The 19220-nt window shown below is 47.6% G+C and carries 15 protein-coding genes; 3 read left to right on the plus strand and 12 right to left on the minus strand.

The window, feature by feature from the left end; translation table 11 throughout:
- Positions 1 to 24: 24 nt before the first annotated feature.
- The 4 genes from MHI48_RS22805 to MHI48_RS22820 all read right to left on the minus strand — a co-directional run bounded on the left by MHI48_RS22805 (position 25) and on the right by MHI48_RS22820 (position 2862).
- Entirely contained in the window at positions 25 to 171 is a 147-nt protein-coding gene (locus MHI48_RS22805) for a hypothetical protein (protein ID WP_017687030.1), read from the minus strand.
- A 50-nt stretch (positions 172 to 221) separates the two neighbouring features.
- Positions 222 to 1205 (minus strand): alpha/beta hydrolase, encoded by a 984-nt coding sequence (locus MHI48_RS22810; protein ID WP_047843923.1) that lies wholly within the window; start codon positions 1203 to 1205, stop codon positions 222 to 224.
- 233 nt (positions 1206 to 1438) lie between these two features.
- Positions 1439 to 2194, minus strand: a complete 756-nt coding sequence (locus MHI48_RS22815; RefSeq protein WP_076328221.1) for an exodeoxyribonuclease III — start codon at positions 2192 to 2194, stop codon at positions 1439 to 1441.
- A gap of 110 nt (positions 2195 to 2304) precedes the next feature.
- On the minus strand, positions 2305 to 2862 hold the full coding sequence (locus MHI48_RS22820) for a GNAT family N-acetyltransferase (RefSeq protein ID WP_076328222.1): 558 nt from the start codon (positions 2860 to 2862) through the stop codon (positions 2305 to 2307).
- 131 nt (positions 2863 to 2993) lie between these two features.
- Between MHI48_RS22820 and solA the strand changes: the two genes are divergently transcribed.
- On the plus strand, positions 2994 to 4127 hold the full coding sequence (solA, locus tag MHI48_RS22825; RefSeq protein WP_143781427.1) for an N-methyl-L-tryptophan oxidase: 1134 nt from the start codon (positions 2994 to 2996) through the stop codon (positions 4125 to 4127).
- A gap of 134 nt (positions 4128 to 4261) precedes the next feature.
- Here the strand turns inward: solA and MHI48_RS22830 are convergent, their stop codons facing one another.
- The 8 genes from MHI48_RS22830 to MHI48_RS22865 all read right to left on the minus strand — a co-directional run bounded on the left by MHI48_RS22830 (position 4262) and on the right by MHI48_RS22865 (position 17417).
- A complete protein-coding gene (locus MHI48_RS22830; RefSeq protein ID WP_076328224.1) occupies positions 4262 to 6106 on the minus strand; it encodes an RICIN domain-containing protein in 1845 nt (614 codons plus the stop codon).
- Between the two features lie 234 nt (positions 6107 to 6340).
- Positions 6341 to 7681, minus strand: a complete 1341-nt coding sequence (locus tag MHI48_RS22835) for a glycoside hydrolase family 43 protein (protein ID WP_076328225.1) — start codon at positions 7679 to 7681, stop codon at positions 6341 to 6343.
- 439 nt (positions 7682 to 8120) lie between these two features.
- On the minus strand, positions 8121 to 11159 hold the full coding sequence (locus MHI48_RS22840; protein ID WP_076328226.1) for a beta-galactosidase: 3039 nt from the start codon (positions 11157 to 11159) through the stop codon (positions 8121 to 8123).
- 362 nt (positions 11160 to 11521) lie between these two features.
- Positions 11522 to 13018: a glycoside hydrolase gene (locus MHI48_RS22845; RefSeq protein ID WP_083677420.1), complete on the minus strand. Its 1497-nt coding sequence runs from the start codon at positions 13016 to 13018 to the stop codon at positions 11522 to 11524.
- Between the two features lie 90 nt (positions 13019 to 13108).
- Positions 13109 to 13954: a carbohydrate ABC transporter permease gene (locus MHI48_RS22850; RefSeq protein WP_036617294.1), complete on the minus strand. Its 846-nt coding sequence runs from the start codon at positions 13952 to 13954 to the stop codon at positions 13109 to 13111.
- Positions 13947 to 14834, minus strand: a complete 888-nt coding sequence (locus tag MHI48_RS22855; protein ID WP_017687021.1) for a carbohydrate ABC transporter permease — start codon at positions 14832 to 14834, stop codon at positions 13947 to 13949. Before MHI48_RS22855 ends, MHI48_RS22850 begins: the two co-directional genes overlap by 8 nt.
- Before the next feature lie 101 nt (positions 14835 to 14935).
- Complete coding sequence (locus tag MHI48_RS22860; RefSeq protein WP_076328227.1) at positions 14936 to 16207, minus strand: sugar ABC transporter substrate-binding protein; 1272 nt, start codon at positions 16205 to 16207, stop codon at positions 14936 to 14938.
- A gap of 181 nt (positions 16208 to 16388) precedes the next feature.
- Entirely contained in the window at positions 16389 to 17417 is a 1029-nt protein-coding gene (locus tag MHI48_RS22865; protein WP_076328228.1) for a LacI family DNA-binding transcriptional regulator, read from the minus strand.
- 275 nt (positions 17418 to 17692) lie between these two features.
- On the opposite strand from MHI48_RS22865, the gene MHI48_RS22870 reads away from it, so the two are divergent.
- Both MHI48_RS22870 and MHI48_RS22875 read left to right on the plus strand, forming a co-directional pair.
- The gene (locus tag MHI48_RS22870) at positions 17693 to 18067 is read left to right on the plus strand and encodes an iron-sulfur cluster biosynthesis family protein (RefSeq protein ID WP_237177085.1); all 375 of its coding nucleotides are present in this window, start codon (positions 17693 to 17695) and stop codon (positions 18065 to 18067) included.
- A 566-nt stretch (positions 18068 to 18633) separates the two neighbouring features.
- Positions 18634 to 19200, plus strand: coding sequence for an IS3 family transposase (locus tag MHI48_RS22875; RefSeq protein WP_076328229.1), 567 nt, complete (start codon positions 18634 to 18636; stop codon positions 19198 to 19200).
- Positions 19201 to 19220: the final 20 nt, after the last annotated feature.

Below are 19220 nucleotides of genomic sequence, written 5' to 3' on the forward strand. Positions count from 1 at the left end.
ACTCCTTCATCTTCATTTTATGTGCTAATCACGTTCAAACGGCTGGATCACAGGCACCGCATGAACGTTATTCTTAACCCATATCACAGATACAGATAATACACTTAAAGACAATAGACAACTGGCTACAAGAATGGACAGGAAGCGGGTGATTACTTTAAACTTTTTCATCCATCCCTCCTCCTCATCCTGTTCATCATGTGTTTGTGGAATCATGTTACTCATAGGTCACTGGACGGTGTCACTAATTTCATGATCTCGGCGGCGACAATATCCGGTTGACTGTTGTGGATACTGTGTGTCGCTTGTGGAACTGTCAGCTGTGTTCCGTGTCTTGACCATGAAGCAAAATTCGCTTGGTCGGCCTGCCATGCATGACTGTCCTCATCCAACTCCTCCGAACCGGCTGTGAGGATCGTCAGGGGAAAGCCAAACTTCGTTTTGTTCTCAAGCACACACGCTGCATTTGTTCTGGAATTCCGAACCTCTTCCATGACATTGTCATTGTACGCATGTCTCAGCGTGGATATCGTGACGGCTTTTTTCATCGGTTCCGTTACCAGACTTGGGTCAATGACCAGAGATGCCATCATGCGATCCGATTGCAGCAATGTTCGTGCGATGCCTGTTTTCACCAGAAAACGGGACCCATCCATCATCCATTCCGGTGTATTCAGATCCGTACGACTGTAATACTCTGGGCTTCCGCCATCGATCATGACCATGCCAGCCACTTCATCAGGATACCTTTGCGCAAACCGCAGTGTCTCCAGCGCACCCAGGGAGTGACCGACCATGATGTAAGGTGGACGTTGACCGGATGTTCGCAGCAATTGGTGGATCTCTTCCGAGATGGTATCAACATCACGAGGGTCATCCGTATAGTCGCTGTATCCATACCCGAACCGATCATATACCGCAATTTTCACCTGTGATTTCAACTTGTCATATAGCGGACTGAAATCCACATACGGATTGGGTGTACCCCAGCCTGAGGCAAACACCACGGTTACCTCTCCTTTGCCGGCGGTGTAGAGGTGCATGTTGCGACCACTCACTTCATAATACTTGCCTGGCGGGGGATAGGACTTCATATCCTGCGTGGATTGATACGCTTCATACGCTGTACCTGCCAGCAGCAAAAGTCCTGTGGCAAGCATGATGCCTCCCAGCACTTTTAACCCTCTCCGTAACCCCTTCTTCATCTTCTCTACCCCTTACCCCAAAGGTTCATCTATATATGTATGCTTCAATCGTACCCAAGAAATAGCGGGATTGAAACAATCCCGAGTCCAGTTCTTTCCCCAACCAAAGTCCAGTGTCCCTCCCCTACCTGTGACGCAAAAAAAACTGCAAATCTCCCATTCAGGAAACTTGCAGTTGATCTATACTTGTATTCTAAAACTCTTACCTCAATCTATCTCACGATGATCCTTACCTATAGTTGCAAAGTAAGACCCACCGGGCAATGATCACTGCCCATCACGTGGCAGTCGATATGCGCATCTGCCACCTTAGGTGCCAATTGATTGGATACGAGAAAATAATCAATGCGCCAGCCCACGTTCCGTTCTCTAACCTTCGGCATATAAGACCACCAGCTGTATACATCCGTACGATCCGGATACAGATGACGGAAGCTGTCTACATACCCGGAAGCAAGCAAATCAGTCATCTTGCCACGCTCTTCAAGGGTAAATCCGGAATTGCCCAGATTGGGCTTCGGATTCTTCAGGTCAATCTCCTCATGAGCCACATTCAGGTCACCACAGACGATAACCGGTTTAGTCTGCTCCAATTGCAGAATGTACCCCCGGAATCGATCCTCCCATTCCAGACGATAAGGCAGCCGGGTCAGATCCCGCTTCGCATTAGGGGTATAGACGTTCACCAGATAAAACTCATCATACTCCAGTGTAATCATCCGGCCTTCCGGCTCGCTGTCCTCCTCCATCCCGTAACGAACGGATAAAGGTTTGATTCGGCTAAATACAGCCGTACCGGAATAACCTTTTTTGATCGCATAATTCCAATATTGATAAACATCTTCCCCCAGGTCCATCTCAATCTGTCCGGCTTGTAATTTGGTCTCCTGAAGGCAGAAAATGTCCGCCTGACTCTCCTGATAATAATCCATGAATCCTTTGGTCACACATGCCCTTAAGCCATTCACATTCCAGGACACCAGCTTCATATCCTCATCTCCTCACATCTCTCCAATATAGCACGGGCTCATTCAGAGGGACAAGCCTTACGGCTCTGGAATGAGATGGAGTCATTGGAATCCTGATGGGGCTAGCTTGCCTATATTTCGCTTCGTAACTTAGAGAACACCGCAAGGTCAATATATCTGCCTTTCTCAAACTCATGCTGCCGCAGTACACCTTCCTGTTGGAAATCAAGTTTATGTAACAGGTGAATTGACGCCTCGTTCTCCGGTTCAACCTTTGCTTCAATTTTGTTGAGCTGCATGCTTGTGAATCCAAAATGTAACACTGCACGGGCCACTTCCGTCATAACACCGCGGCCCCAGAAAGATGAACGCAAATCGTATCCAATTTCTGCACGGTTATGTACATCTTCATAGTTCAAGAACCCACAGGTTCCGATCACTTTACGAGTTTCACGGTCTTCAATCATCCAGCGTAAACCCGTGTGTTCTTTGAAAATCTTCGTATACCAATTCATCTCACCCTGTGCATCCTCCACGGATTCAAAGGGAGTGAATGGCATATATTGAACCACAGCTTCATCGGAATATAACGCGAGCAGATCATGGCTGTCTCCAGCCTCGGCTGACCGGAGGATGAATCGTTCTGTCTGAATTAATGGAAATAGATCAAACCTAAATTGCTCACTCATGCGAGGTCTCCTTTGCAACATTCATTGTAGAAGTCCATTTTACTACACTTGCCTTCATCAAGCTTTTACTATTAATATGTTCTATTAAGGCATTACTGTAGAAAAGGATACATAGGAGAGGACGTGCTATTATCACACAATCATATGACGTTATTATCGTTGGAGCCGGCTCCATGGGTATGAGTGCTGGGTATTATCTATCGCGCAGTGGATGCAAAACTTTATTAATCGATGCCTTTGATCCTCCGCATACGGAAGGAAGTCATCACGGGGATAGCAGACTGATGCGTCATGTGTACAGTGGTGGGCCTGACTATATTGCCATGGCATTACTTGCACAGAAGTTATGGCACGAGCTGGAGGAAACGACCGGAGACCAACTGTTTGTTCCTTCCGGTGTAATAAATGTGGTTGATCCGGAGATTCATTCCTTCCACAACCGATTGAGCCATGCAGATGATGCAGGTATTCGGTATGAAACGTTGCACGCAGCCGAGGTGATGAAACGCTGGCCAGGTATTACAGTACCTGAACATTACGAGGGCATGTATGAGCCTGATGCGGGTTATTTGTATAGTGAACCCTGTATTCGTGCCTTTCGCAAGGCGGCCGAGGCTCATGGTGCCACCTTGTTAACACACACACGGGTGGAGCATATCGAATACGGACCACATTCCGTGGCAGTTCAGACTTCAGGTGGTGAGACATACCATGCAAATCAAATCATCCTGAGCGCTGGCGCCTGGTTTCAGACATTGAAACCTTTCGTGGATCTCCCGATCCAGGCTGTACGTAAAACGGTTGGATGGTTTGATGCACCAGAAGCCTTGTATGGCGAGGCACACTTCCCCGGTTTTACACTGGCGGGAAAAGAAGGTACATATTATGGATTTCCAAGCATTGGCGGATCAGGTCTGAAGATGGGTCGTCATGATACGGGCCAGGTGTGGACACCAGGAAGTACAATGGCTCCATTTGGTACGGAAGAAACGGACGAGGGGGATCTGCGCAGGCTGCTCGAACTTCATATGCCTCAGGCAGCAGGAGCATTGAAGCGTGGTAGTGTATGCAAGTATGAATTCACTTCGGATGAAGATTTTATTATCGACCGACACCCTGCCCATGAACGTGTGTGGCTCGCAGGCGGTTTCTCCGGTCATGGCTTCAAGTTTGCAAGTGCCATTGGGCAGATTCTATCCGACTTGGTGCAAACGGGGCACACCGATCAGGATATTAGCAGGTTCGCCCTATCCCGTTTTCGTTAAGTACCAGCTGGGTGGATGAATATATGTATGTATGTCTAAAATAGCTACTTTCCTTGAGGGTGCAGTGTTGCTTAGAGCACTGCACCCTCAAGAAAAAAGGACACGTAATAACGTTTAATTCATGCGTACTCACACTAATTAACTTTGACTAGGCTCCATTGCTGATTGGCCCCGCCATTGTCGGCCCACTGAATGGTTGAGGCACCCGCGGTTAGAGACCCTTGATTGATGTCAACCGTCAGGCCACTGTTTCGATTCGCAAGTACCACATATCCTCCCACATCAATTGGCAGCCATTGCTGATTGTTGCCCCCGTTATCCTGCCACTGAATCAGAGCGGCTCCGCCTTGTGTGGAACCCGAATTCACATCCAGCAAAAGCCCACTGCCCACATTGCGGATGTTGTAATATCCGTTACCTGCGGACTCCAGCTTCCACTGCTGGTTGGCTGCTCCATTATCATTCCACTGAATGATTGTTGCCCCACCCGTAGAAGAAGCACCGTTAACATCGAGTGCAAGTCCACTATTGCGGTTGATTAATTTGTAGATGGCCCCGGATTCATATCCTGTACCGCCATTGTAAGTTGCACCGGAAATGACGTAGGTTGTGACCGAATTGGCCTTTGCCGTAGCGGTAAAGGTTTTGTTTTGCACCGAAATATTGGTCAGTTGCTGCAACTTCTCCGTTGAAGAGGTCCGATATACTTGAGCAGACGTGCCTGTGTTCGTAAAACGACTGAGATCATAGGTTACCGTTGTATCCGTCGATTCCGAATTGGTTGTAACCAGTACTACTTTGCCGGAAGCTGCATCATAGGCTGCAAGGGTATTGGCATCACTCATGCCGATAATCTTGTACCCAGGACGAATAAATTTGCTGTAATTACCCATGACATAATATTTTTGGTTCACGGTGTAACTGGTCGTTTGTGTATTGTTCAACACGTTCTTGAAAAATCCCCATCCTTCTGCACTATCGACGGCTTGCCAATACACCCATCCACTTGCGCCCATATTGCGAATATCCTTGAGGATGGTACGTGACATGGTAAGTCCACTTGCATCCCCGTCTCCATATTCCGAGGTCCACAGATGTTTGCCCGCAGACGTCGCTGTGTTGCGCAAAGCAGTACGATTGCTTCCGCCATACGTATGAGTGTTGATCTGAGTGATCGCTGATTTAACCGCATTGCTGTAGCTGTTGAACGACACATTGGAATCATCGATACTGTATTCTTCCGGTGCGCTCAGCTTTGTGGACAGGCCCTTTGCATTCAACGAAGCTTGTACCTGACTCAGAATTGTGTTCTGATCCGCCCGGTCAAAGTGCATGCCCTCCTGGTCATTGCCCTGCTTCCACCACGTCGAGATCGGTTCATTCAGCGGAGTTACGCTATCAAATGTGATCCCCCAGTTATCACGAAAATGCTTCACAACCTCAGTTAAGTAATCGGCAAAATCATCGTAGTAATCGGGCTTGAGGTTGTTACCACCATTGGCCGAACCGGACACATTACCACTGATGGTCATCCAGTAAGGTGCGGAATTTGCAAAAGCTTCGATGACATTCACGCCTTGCGCTTTGGCAGCTTGCAGCATATATCGTTGGTTTGCATCTGCATTCCAGTCATACACGCCGGGAGAAGGCTGGTAACCAGGAACGGCTTTGCGATATTCGAGGATATTGGATGATGGATTATCCCCGCCTCCAATGTTGTACCGCAGGATATTCAAACCCAGTCCGGTATTCGCGTTGAACATTTTCTCCACATACTCATCCCGATTGGAATATTCTCCAACCACTTTTCCCCACCACGCGAGGGATGTCCCCCATCCTTCCATCGTCTGATATTGCTTCGATGGATCGGCAACAGCCGTGTAGGCTCCTGCAGCAGATACCTCTGTCCCCACACCTAAACTTCCTGTTAACAGACTTCCTGCCAGCAGCAGCGAGCTCATTCGTTTTAACCACTTCATCCGCTTCACTCCTTATGAATTTACACTTGCACTCCGATGTCAGAACAACTTTCCGATCGCTGTTATCCCCAGATTTTTAATTATTCTTAAAAAGGGGAAAATCCGGGATAGTATATGCTTCCGATGCAGCTTTCTTTCAGAAAGCTTTTAGGCGCACGCTTCGCTTCTTCAAGTTATTTCTGACCTCTCCGTTATCGTGTAAATGTATAGTTAAACTTAGAAAATAAACACCTATTATTGTGCAACCTCTCTGAAGGTCGCGTCTGACTTATCGAGTGCGGTAACGACAGCTTCCAGTTTCAGCACATTATTATAATGTCTCAGGTACAGGTTCGGGTTACTAAACGAGGTATACGATGTCCAACTAGCGTTAGCAAGTCCACTTACACGTTTGAACGTGGCGTCATTTCGGAATGTAGTGCTGCCGTCATTTTTCACAAGTGTGATGCTACCATTATTATTGCGCAGGAAATAACCCGGATAATTCATGGACTCAAACGAAATGCCTGTTGCATTCGACAGCCCGGGAACGATACGGAATTGTGCATCTTCCGCCGGACTGACACTTGCATCAATCCGTGCCTGATAGTTGTAGTGACGAATGAAGTTGCCAGGCACATTGAATGACTCCAACTTGCGGATATCCCCCGGTTGTCCGGACTCTTTCAATACGGTCATATGCCGGACGAGTCCGGTAAGACCTGCAATCTCTTGTTTGGCCCCCCAAGTCTGGAAGTTGTCAGCAGAGTCGCTGTAATAATATTTTTGTGTTGCATAGCCGTCAAAGTAGATTCGCCATGAACCATTATCCAGCTGAACAAGCGCCGGACCTTCCACCCAAGAACCCCAACCTGCCCAATCCCCTGTACCTTTAAAGGTATAAGGACCCGTTAGAGAGGTGGCTGTCGCATATTCAATGTATCTGGTGGTCTCGTTCTTGGTAAAAGCATGATAGGTTGAGCCTGTCTTCACGATAAAAGTGTCGATATAATTGGGAGCAATGCCTGCCAGTTCAGTAGGTGCAGACCATGAGGTAGATGTTAGATTGCTACCTGAAGCTGTGAGTACATAAGGTTTGAAATTCTGATAGTTGCCTGGTGAGAGGGACACGATAATGTTCAGACTGCCGTTGCTGTCTTTGAACCATTCTGGTGCCCAGGTGTGTGCGATTGTGGTAGGTGTGGATAATGTAATGTTACGGACAAATGTCCAGTTTACCTTATCCGGGCTGGAGGCGATGCCGATGGTGTTACCCGACCAGTTCGTGGTGTAGACAACGTAATATAGACCATCGGTGTGCTTCATGATGCTGGGATCGCGAATCAGATCGGCCGGAGGTGTATAAGCTGGCCCTTTCAGCAAACCATATTGGGTCGCATTATAGGATTCGTAGATATACATATTGGACTCACTTGTGTTCGTAAAGGCGGATATCGTATATACACTTGTCGCTGCTCTGGCTGTATTGGGGAATAACATCGTTAATAGAAGTAATGTTCCAAGCAGCAGAATCATTCCGGCCTTGAAACCTTTGGACTTTCCTGCTCCTATTCCCTCTTCCTTCTTCGTCAACATTGGGTCATCTCCTTATTCATGAGTGATGAACAGAGGAATACCTTACTGTATTACCAATGACAAAGCGTACCTGGGACTGCCACTGATGAGCAATACCTCACAACTACCTGTTCAAATTCCAATTACATGAAGCATCACTCCCTTCACAGATCATGGATGAACACTCTTTATATATGTAAACGGTTACAATTAATTAAACTACAAGTGTTACCTTAGTTCGTTGTACCAACCTGATCACCACAGCTCCCCCATTCCCTTAGCTAATTCACTCACAAGACTGAATCCAAAGATTCACAAGCTCGGGTTATTTGACTAAGAAAATGAGGTAGTGTGACTGTTGTAAAAGGTGAAATGCTGCGTCTAACTCGAACTATCTCGATTCAGTTCTTGTTCTCAACCATAGTTGGATCGGTAAGACAGCTATCGATCCATACATGAACTATTCCACTACAACCCAAGGATAACGGGATAACGCATCCAACAGAAATCGTACACGTTCTGGTGTTCTGCCTTCTTCATCGAACAAAAGTAATTCATTCTCTTCCTGTAGCCAAGCTACTGGAATTTTGTAATCCTCTTGCGGACCAATCTGCCAGTAACGGCCCAGATGATGTCCGTTCAGGTGAATGGTTCCTTTGCTCATCCCGGTCAGGCGAAGCATCAGGTTCACCTTATGGTGCTCGGAAATAGAAGGTTTCGCGAAACGCCAGCGGTACCAGACCGGCTGACCATACGATCCTCGGACTAGAGTATGATTGGATACAGGGTGAGACTTCTCACTCAATGTAGCACTATTGACCGATTCATTCGTGGTGTCGGGCACCAGATTGGCAGTACAATTGCCACCTGCGGCGATACCAGGCTGTCCTGCAGGCTGGATTGACCCCTGTGCTCCAGGATGGATCGATTCCGGTCCTACCTCGTATCTCTCCCATTGTTGCGGAAGCAATGCATCCGTCCCTGCCATACGCCAATCCTTCAGTTCTCCCTGACTCGGATATGTGATTAGTTCCAGTCGATTCAGCGAAGAGCGGCTATACGGCATTTCCAGTGTATTTGTCTCTCCGGTCTTGATATACAAGGATATGTCTAACGTCTGGAAGGCAAACCAATCCTGATATCCTTCCATCGGAACTTCCATGCCATTGATACGAAGACCTTTACTCAAAGCACCCACAAGAATCGCCCGATCCATGCCATCCAGCGTAAAACTTCTGCTCAGAAGTGGCGATCCTTGGAGAGAGTTCACCTCATCGAGATGCACAAGTCCACGCTCCATACGCCAATCCCGACGAATATCCTGAACCTTGCCATCCAGATACACAGCACCAGCCAGACCTTTGCTCTCACCCAAATACGGGGAGAAGTTCAATCTGCCCATATGCTGTACCAGAATCTGAAGTGTATTCTTCCCTTTGGCCACCTGCAACTGCACACCTGCTGCCCCTACCTGACGAACCAGTGCCTGCTGAACACCATTAACGATGATTCTGGCAGTATCCTGGATATCCGGCAAAATGAGGTTAGTGACCCCTTCGGTTGGACTCTCGAAATCACATTCGTACAATAGATAACCAAAATCTTGTCCATACCGGGAAAAGTCTTCCGGTTGTCCACTCGCCGAGCGTTGCTTCGCAGTTAACGTAACACGTGACAGCTCAGGAGAATCAGACAACGTCGGCGCACTCGGTGATGTCCATGGAAGCTGCTGCTGTATACCTGCAATAGACTCCTCGCTGGCATAGAATTCCCGACCTGTTAACGTTTGTTCTCCATCGGTCCAGTCACCAAGCAGCGTAATTGTGCGATCGGGATCAGTAATCATACCCTTGACCTGACCAGATGGTAACACGTCCACGTCATCAAACCCGATCACATAACGTAGTCCCTTCTGATCTGTTGCTTCCAATCGCCATGTTCGATTCATCGATTCTTGATCCAAAATGACGAAACGGATCGGTGTGCCGTTTGCTTCCAATTGGATCATTCCCGGCTCTTGGAAATGGAACAGATCGAAGCGGTATACGTTCCTTGCTGAATCATGTTCAACCAGCACTTGCACCGTACTGCCCGTGACGTATAGTGCCCTGGCTTCCAGTTCGACAACTGAACGCTGTCCCGTAGCGGCCACGATGAACAGGGTCAATTCTCCGTTTATCATTTCATTGCCCGTAATCATCGTACCCGCAGTCAGGTATACGTGTTCAGCAACCTGTACTCGATCCAGCAACGGAACAATCTGTCCTGGATTCAGAGATACGGGAAGAGTACGGCCTTCTTCCAGTGTAATGTGCATCGTTTCGCGTTCATCCTTGTGACTCTCCAGGAACCAAATCTTCTGTTTGTTAGCTTGTCTGCCTCGTACAGTTATGCCTTCAGGACGACGTACAACGATCTGTTCTTCTGGAATTTCCTCTGTTTCCATCAGAAGGGCCCCGAAAGCATGGACGAAATAGGACAAATTCTTGGTTACTGCATATTTCGGTGTCACCCGTCCATATTCGTTCAGCGGTGCATCATAGTCATAGGACGTAATCATGAAGATGTCACTGCTACCCATCGTTCTGCCGCCATATCCACCAAAGTTCGTGCCACCATAGAACATGTAGTGACTGATTCCGGTATACCCGGCACGCAGAATCTCCATGATACGTCTCTCTAGTAAAGGGGCTGTCTTCTGAATGGCTGAAGGTCCTCCCCAATTCTCAAACCATCCGGTCCAGAATTCCGTGACCATCTTCGGGGTGTCCGGCTGTTTGGCTCGGAGTTTCTCATAATGCCCGTCAGCACCTGACCAGAAATTAGCCCCTTCAATTGTGCCTTCCGCCCCGCCAACGCAAGTGATCAGCGTAGCGTCAATGCCACGTTGCAACAATCCATCTCTCAGCGTATTCATATGGTCACTTGCAGCAGCGTCATCCATCAGATACCCGTATTCATTTTCCACCTGAACCAGAATGACCGTGCCCCCAGCGGACAGCTGGCGTTCCCGAATAATCGGCACAATCCGGTCAAAATACAAATTCACATAGTGCAGATACGTCTCATTATTTTCCCGGAATTTTACGCCGTCCTTCGTACCAAGCCAGTATGGAAAACCGCCAAAATCCCATTCTGCACAGATAAACGGACCCGGACGCGCGATGACCCACATGCCCAGTTCTGCGCACAAATCCAGAAATGCTCCGCAATCGTTGTCCCCTTCAAAGGACCACTGTCCTTCTTCCGGTTCATGCACATTCCACGCAAAGTAAGTGTCGATGCAGTTCATACCTGCCAGCTTCGCCTTCAGCAGAACCTCACGCCATTCCTCCTTTGGCATACGGAAATAATGGACCGTGGCACTGTTCAGAAATACACGCTCTCCGTTTAGGAAAAAGCTGCGTGCATCGTATGTTAATTCAGATTGAACACCGTTCTCAGCCCTTGCGATGTTCTTCTCCTGTTCCTGCAGCAAAAGGGATGCTTTCTCTGTCAAAGTTATCCCCTCCTTCTCTTTATTGATATAAATTGAACTAAAATTATTTACACTGCACACTTCGATGACAGAACAACCTTCCGATCGCTGTTATCCCCAGATTTTTTGATTCCCTTTTCTCAAAGGGAAAATCCGGGGATAGCGTATGCTTCCGATGTAGCTTTCTTGCAGAAAGCTTGTAGGCGAACGCTTCGCTTTTTCAGGTTTTTTCTGTCCTCTCCGTTTGGTGTAAATGTTTAGTTTAATTTATATAGGTTCATATGTCCTGTTGTTCATTTAAAATATAAGGCGAAACAAATCCGTTGAACTAAAAGACAATCTACACCGGCACTACGATGACAAAATCCTTCCGAGTGCTGCTATCAGTTCGCCTGCAACGTCACGCCTTCCAGTACAACGGTTGTAATGGAGTTGTCGGCCGTAGGCACTTCAAGTCCGTTGGCATACACCGGGATGTCTTCAAGCTGTTCCATGTTCCGTTCCGGTGAAGTCTGATACACCTGAGCGGTGGATGATTTTCCATATGCATACCCTTCCAGTTCAAACGCCGTTGTACCCGCTGACAATTCATTGCGAATCACTAGCACCAATCTCTGGTGTTCCGGATCGTAGGCAGCCAGCGTGCGTCCACCATCGGTTGGAATAATTGTCGCGCCAGGACGAATGAACTTCGTGAACTGGGCCATGCCGTAATACTGTTTGGTCATCTCGTACTGCTCTTCTCCGTTGAAATTGGCATGAATGAAGCCCCAATTATTATTGGCGCCCTCATCTTCAACGGCCTGCCAGTATACCCAGGCGGATGGCTGCATGATTTTCAGATCAAACATGATCCGCTCCGCCAATTCTTGCACCGAGGTCATATCCTCATGACTGTGCGGCTCGCTGCCGCCGGTTCCGTACTCGGACATCCACAGCTTTTTGCCTTGGCGTTCTGCCAGCGTGCGCAGCTCTTCCATTTTGCTACCATTATAGGAGTGAGTATTGATCTGCTGGATTACGTCCAGCGTGTCCTGATCATAGAGGTTGAAATTAAACACCGTCTCATCAATGCTGTTATCGTCCGCGGCACTAATGACGGTTCCATCCAGTCCTTTGCTCTTCAACGATGCAGCAACTTTCTTGATAATCTCGGCCTGTTTCTCATTGGTAAAATGACTACCTTCCTGCATATTGCCCTTCTTCCACCAGTCGGAGGAAGGTTCATTAAGTGGATTCAGTGTGCGGAAGGTGATCCCCCACTCGTCCCGATAATGCTTCACGACTTCAGTCAAATAATCGGCAAACGCATCATACTGGTCGTCACGCAGATTATTGCTGCCATCCACAGCTCCGGTAACGGATCCACTGATCGTCATCCAGTAAGGTGGTGAATTGGAGAATGCTTCGGCAATGTTCACACCACGCTCCATCGAACCTTGTAATACAGCACGCTGACCTGCATCAGCATCCCAGTCCCACTCTCCAGGTTCAGGCTGGAAGCCAGGTACATCCCCGCCGGGACGAAGAGCTTTCATCTCCGGATTTTCCTCACCGCCAATATTGTAACGAACGATGTTCAGACCTAATCCTTTCTCCGGATCAAAGACCAGATCCATCATTTCACTCACCTTCGCCTGATCCTTCCATCCGCCAAGATCGTTGGCCCACCAGGCAAGTGACGTACCCCAACCTTCAAAATGATCATAGGACTGATCCAGCTTCAGACGTACCGGTTCCCCTTGAAATACAAGTGTTTTGGATGATTCATTGGCAAAATGATTGATAACAATTCCTCCTCCTGCCAGCAGGGCAATCAGAGCGACACCCATGAGGATATAACTCCGTTTGCCTCTGCTGCGTTGTTCTTTATGCGCCATGGGCTATACAATCCCTTCTCCATGTACGGTAATTACTTCGTTGACCTTCAACGTCAGGTTCAGTACATACACACATTACAGACACTTCGGTTACTTGATTCCGCTGCTTCCGCCGCTAATGTTGGCTTCGTAGACATAACGTTGTCCAAACAGATATACCAACACCATCGGAATGGTGAGGAACAAGGAAGCAATCATCACAAGGTTCCATGGTGGCATCTGCCCGCCACCTACCGTAGTCAACAGCTGCACTCCGAGTGCCAGCGGCATTTTTTCCGGATCATTGATATAGATGAGCGGTCCCATGAAGTTGCCCCAGTTATAGGAGAACGAGAAGATCGCAATAGCCGCAAGTATCGGATAAGTCAGTGGCATGATGATCTTCCAGTAGATTCCCGGGTGCCCCATACCATCGATCATGGCGGCTTCATCCAGTGATTTTGGAATACTCATGACGAACTGCCGAATCAGGAATACGTTGAACGCTCCGGCGAAGAAACTCGGTACGATCAGCGGGTAAAATGTATTAATCCAGTCCAGATGACGGAAGATGATGAACTGCGGTACCATCGTCACCTCACCCGGAATCATCATCGTACTGAGCAACACAATAAACAGGAAACGGCTGCCTTTTGCTTTGATTCGGGCAAAGCCGTAGGATACGATCGAAGCTGATAATACCGATCCGACAATCGTAAAGATGGTAATGATGACCGAGTTTTTGAGATATGTTCCAAGATTATTATTCGTAAAAATCGTATAAAAGTTCGACCATTGGAACTCCATTGGAACGAAGGTAAAGGCTGATTTGACGGTTGTTGCGTCACTTGCCAGTGCAATAGAGATCATGTACAGGAAAGGCGAAGCAAGCAGCACCCCGACCAGAATCAGAAAAATATAGGATATCGTCTTCTCCACAGTGGATGGATTACTCATTGGCTTTTCCCTCCTCGTAGTGCACCCATAGCGCCGATGAACGGAATACAACGAGTGTCAACACCATGATGATGATGAATAGTACCCAGGCAATCGCCGATGCATATCCCATTTTGTAGAATTGGAACGCATTCTGGAATAGGTAGGGAACAACCATCTGACTTGAATTGTCAGGTCCCCCGGCAGTAACGATGAATACCTGCGCGAAGGTCTGGAGCGCTCCAATCATGCCAGTCACGAGATTGAAGAAAATGACGGGAGTTAGCATTGGGAATGTAATATGGAAGAACGATTGTGTACTCTTCGCTCCATCAATGGCAGCGGCCTCGTACAGCTCCTGCGGAATGCCTTTCATCCCTGCAAGCAGCAATACCACGCCACCACCTACACCCCATAAGGACATGAGAATCAATGCAGGCTTAACCCAGTTCGGATCAAGAAGCCAGGCGGGACCCTGAATACCGAAGATCGCAAGTGCCTGGTTGATCAACCCTTCCGTCGGTGCAAGCAAGTGGATGAAGAGCAATGAACTCGCAACCACCGGAACAACCGACGGCAGATAGAACAGAATACGGAAGAAGGTGATCCCTTTGATTTTTTTGTTGAGGTAATATGCAATCCAGAGCGAGATCGACATGCCCAGCGGAATGGATATCAGCGCATAGAAGAATGTATTGCCGACGGATTTCCAGAAGATCGGATCATCGGTCAGTAATGTTTTGTAATTGTCGATACCAATGAATTCAGGGGACTGGAACAGATCCCAATTCGTGAAGCTCATATAGATGGAAAACAGGATCGGACCCAGAGTCAGCCCCAGAAATCCGATCAGCCAAGGCGAGATGAAGATGTAGAACCATTTCCCGTCCTTTTTTCTCACGTTAAGCCCTCCCATGACGCAGAGAGCAGATGGAACCCGCATTCACGCCGATTCCACCTGTCCTGCTGTCGCTGCTATTTGTGCATGTTCAGAAAAATCCTCTATTTGTAGAGTCTTTCCAGTCCACTCTGAATTTCGGTTACGGTATCATCAAGCGAGGCTTTGTTGTTGAAGTAGACACCCAACTTATCGTTAATGAGCTTCATCATTTCGTTCCATTGCGGGTTGAATGGTTCTGCATAGATCGTTGATTCACTGAACGCAGCCATGTTGATTTTTTTGCCACCGTATTCAGCATTCAGGAATTCATCACTGGACAGACCTGCTTTGGTTGCAGGAGCATCCTGACCGGCTTTGACCATTGGCATCTGTGCTTCTGGTGTGGTCAGTGCTTCAATTACTTTGAATGCTTCTTCCTTGTGTTTGGAAGCGTTGGTAATCGTTAACCCGTTAAAGAATGCGTTTGTTTCGCCCCATACCGGAGAGATATCCCAATTAATGCCTTCCACCTTGGCAAGTGAACCGATGTTCCAGAACCCTGTCGTTTCCATGGCGATCTTGCCTTGAGCGAACAGCGGATCAGCTCCGATATTCCCCATGTCGGCAATCTCGGTTGGCGTTGGTCCCGCACCGTGTGTGAAGGTCAGATCATTCATGAATTGTAATGCTTTCCGCACAGGCTCTGTATTGAAGATTGGCTTGCCACTCTCATCGAACAGTGAGCCACCGTTCTGGTAGATCAGCTGCATCCATTGCGGCCACCAGCTACCCGGATAGTAACCCCATTGAGTCGTCTTGCCGTTCTCCTTCACCGTCAGCTTCTGAGCTGCCGCCATCAGATCATCCTGCGTCCAATCTTTGGTTGGATATTCCACCCCAGCCTTGTCGAACAGATCTTTGTTATAAAAGAGGACCATCGCACCTGCCCGATCCGGCAAACCAAATTGTTTGCCATCATACTTCATCAGGTTTGCAATATCATCGGAATAACGCTCAGACATGTTCACATTGTTGGCCTTAATCATGTCATCCAGCGGTATAATTTGATTCTTGGAGGCGTAAGCCTGATAGTTCTCGGCAATCATCATGATGTCCGGTGCCGTTCCTCCGGCGATCATGGTCTGTACTTTCTGGTCATAATCCCCTGCAACCACGTTCAGCTTCACGTTAATATCGGGATACGTCTGTTTCACAATGTCGAGTCGTTCCTGATAAATCTTCTTCTCATCCTCCGAGCCCCAGATCGTCATGCTCAAATCAACCTTGCCACCGGACTCACCGGAAGAACCGTTTTTACTCCCGCTGCTACAGGCTGTCAGACCCATTACCATGACCAGCATCAATAACGAAATGACCTTTAGACCTCTTCTCATACGTTACGCCCCCTTGATATAATGAATGGATGACTACACTGAAACCCGTTTCATGAAATGGGTTTCATTAAGCTGAAACATAAAACCCGTTCCACTTTATGAAAGGGGTTTCATTCACGCACTCATTATATTTCACCCTTCGAGGAAATGTCAACGCTTTCTTTTCCAATTACAGGCCCCTTTATCTTGCAGCAGGTCCTGTACTTTGACGCACAATTAGCTCCGGTTGCAGAACGATCTGCTTCTTCGGTTTGCCTTGGTTAATCAACTCATGCAGCACATCCACAGCCTGTTTGCCAAGCTGATACGTGTTCTGGGATACGGTTGTCAGTTCCGGTATAACGGCACTGGCGAGCGGCGTATCATCATAACCCACAATGGATATATCCTTTGGAATCGAGAGTCCATGCTCAATCGTTGACTTAATGGCACCAATCGCTGTATTGTCATTGACGCAGATAACTGCGGTGGGTGGATTGTCACGATCCAGCAGTTTGGACATCTCCCGTTTGCCGTCGTCGATGGAGAAGCTACCGAGCAGTTGCCGTTCTTTTGGTATTTCGAGCCCATGTTCCCGAAGTTTCTTCTGCACAGCTCTGACCTTGACCATGGTGGTGGACAACTCTTTCAGACCGCCAACAAAGGCGATATCGCGATGCCCCAGTTCAAGCAAATGCTCAGCTGCAAGGGCTGCCCCTGCACCTTCATCCGTGTACACCCGGTGGAACCCACCTTTGGCAATATTGCCATTGACCAGCACGATTGGCATACGTTTGCCCATATCAATCAATTCCTGAGCCATGTCATCCGGACAGACCTGCATGTTAATACGCCCGCCGAGAAAAATAATCCCGTCTACCCGCTTCTCTCGCAGGATGGACAAATATTCAGATTCCCTGTTGTAGTCGCCTGCGGTATTGCACAGAAAGAAGGTATACCCCAATCCGCGAGCCTCATTCTCCGCGCCCCAGAACACTTCCGGGAAAAACGGGTTTGTAATGTCCGGCAGGATGATGGCAATGGTGCCCGTCTCTTTTTTGATCAGACTGCGCGCCTGCGCATTGGGCTGAAACTGGTGTTTTTCAATGATGGACATAATCTTCTCTCGGGTGCTTGCACGCACAGGTGCCGTATCATTCAGTACCCGGGAGACCGTCGCTACAGATACATTTGCTTCTTTGGCGATGTCGTATATGGTGATCGGTGTCATAGCGGAACCTTCCTTTTTCTCTAATTTTCCCTATTTTCCCTGCTTATCATACCAGATAAGGAATGGCGATGAAATGGGTTTCATTGACGGGCGAATGATTTCACACTGAACCCATAGAAATTCCGGGTATAACATTCATACGTAAATTATTCTTTGCATTACGCATTAGCGTCAATATATACAGGACATGTTTGCTTTTCTTTATTTCACCTTCTAATCTGCGTTTATGGTCCATATATTAAATTGTAAGCGAATTCATTGGAGATTAGAGGAGTGTGAACAACGTCATGATCATTCAAGTCAGTCCGCTGGCAGAAGCAAGACTTACTGAAAAGCTGGGAGATCGACCAGGCTATTTCAAATTGTTTTATGATACCGATGGATGCGGTTGTGACGGAATTGCGGTACTTCTGATCTTGAACGAACCGGATAGCGATGATGTTACCGTAGAAGCGGGGTCGCTTCCCTTTGTAATCAACAAACAGCAGCAGATTTACTTTGAACCCTCTCTGCGTCTGCAATCCGAGCACAGTTTCCCTTCATTCCGACTGAGTAGCGATTCCATGATCTATGGCAGTAATGTCAAAGTCCATGATTTACGAGATACCGCAGACGTAGCCCCTCAGCCCACTGGATGGTTTGTACGATAAACGTTGAATTAGCACTATAATTAAAACCTCCCAAGCCCAGATTTCATGCGGGACGGGAGGTTTTTTATCAATTTTAAAGGCGAAGAAGCCAGACCAGAATTTTGTGACCGGCGTTAAGCAATACCGAATTGATAAGCGCTGGTTGTACCTTTCACTAGTAAAGACTTATATATCAACGTAATTGTCGTTTACCGGATCGAGGAACGAAACGTTAATGAGCTTTTATATCACAGACTTTTGCCAGAGCATTTGCCAAAAAAAAGACGTGATTAAATTTGTCGTTCACAGCGACAAATTCAATCACGTTTATCAAGACATGCTATCAAAAGGGTTGCGTCTAGATCCAGCTTGTCTCGTCGGGCTAACTGCCCGGCCAACGAGCATCTTCTCGCATCTTAAAACGAAAGTGCCCTCCCTAATTCAGTCATCTCTAGCATTCGCTCTTGTGGGGTTGTTATAGATCACTAGAGTTCTATAAGGATTGAATTTTCTTTCCCTATTTCCGTTTATGTTCCAGTATCCGGCAATCCGAACATCGCATGATGCGGGAACTATCGATCCAATAGGTGATTCGCAGGAAGCGAAAGAAGTCTTTCTATACGCCATCTGCCATCTATCCAAATCGCCTGAAGCGTAAATTCCATGCCACAGCACCTCAGCAAAAAATGGTGACGGATATTACGTATATTTCGGATGGAAACACGTTTGTCTACCTGTCCGTGATTCAAGACTTGTTCAACAACGAAATTGTAGCTTGGCAGTTGTCTAAACGGAACGATGTTCAGCTCGTATTGGATACGGTAGAACAATGGACACAAAGAAGAGACGTTTCGGAAGCCGTGCTCCATTCGGATCAGGGCTTCCAGTATACGTCTCAGGCGTACAACACACGATTAGAAGAATTTGGCGTCAAGGGCAGCCACTCTCGCAAAGCAACCTGCCTAGATAACGCATGCATCGAATCCTTCTTTTCGCATCTCAAGACAGAGAAGCTGTACCTTAACCAGTGTAATTCAGAAGCAGAGATTCGACAAGCTGTGGAAGATTACATGTACAATTACAACTACCGACGATTTCAAGCCAAACTCAAACAGCGCGAACCGATTGAATATCGATGCGCGCTGGCAGCATAGCTTTTTTCATCTGTCTACTT

Origin of the sequence: Paenibacillus sp. FSL H7-0942 (assembly GCF_045040715.1) — a bacterium.
Lineage (GTDB): Bacteria > Bacillota > Bacilli > Paenibacillales > Paenibacillaceae > Paenibacillus > Paenibacillus amylolyticus.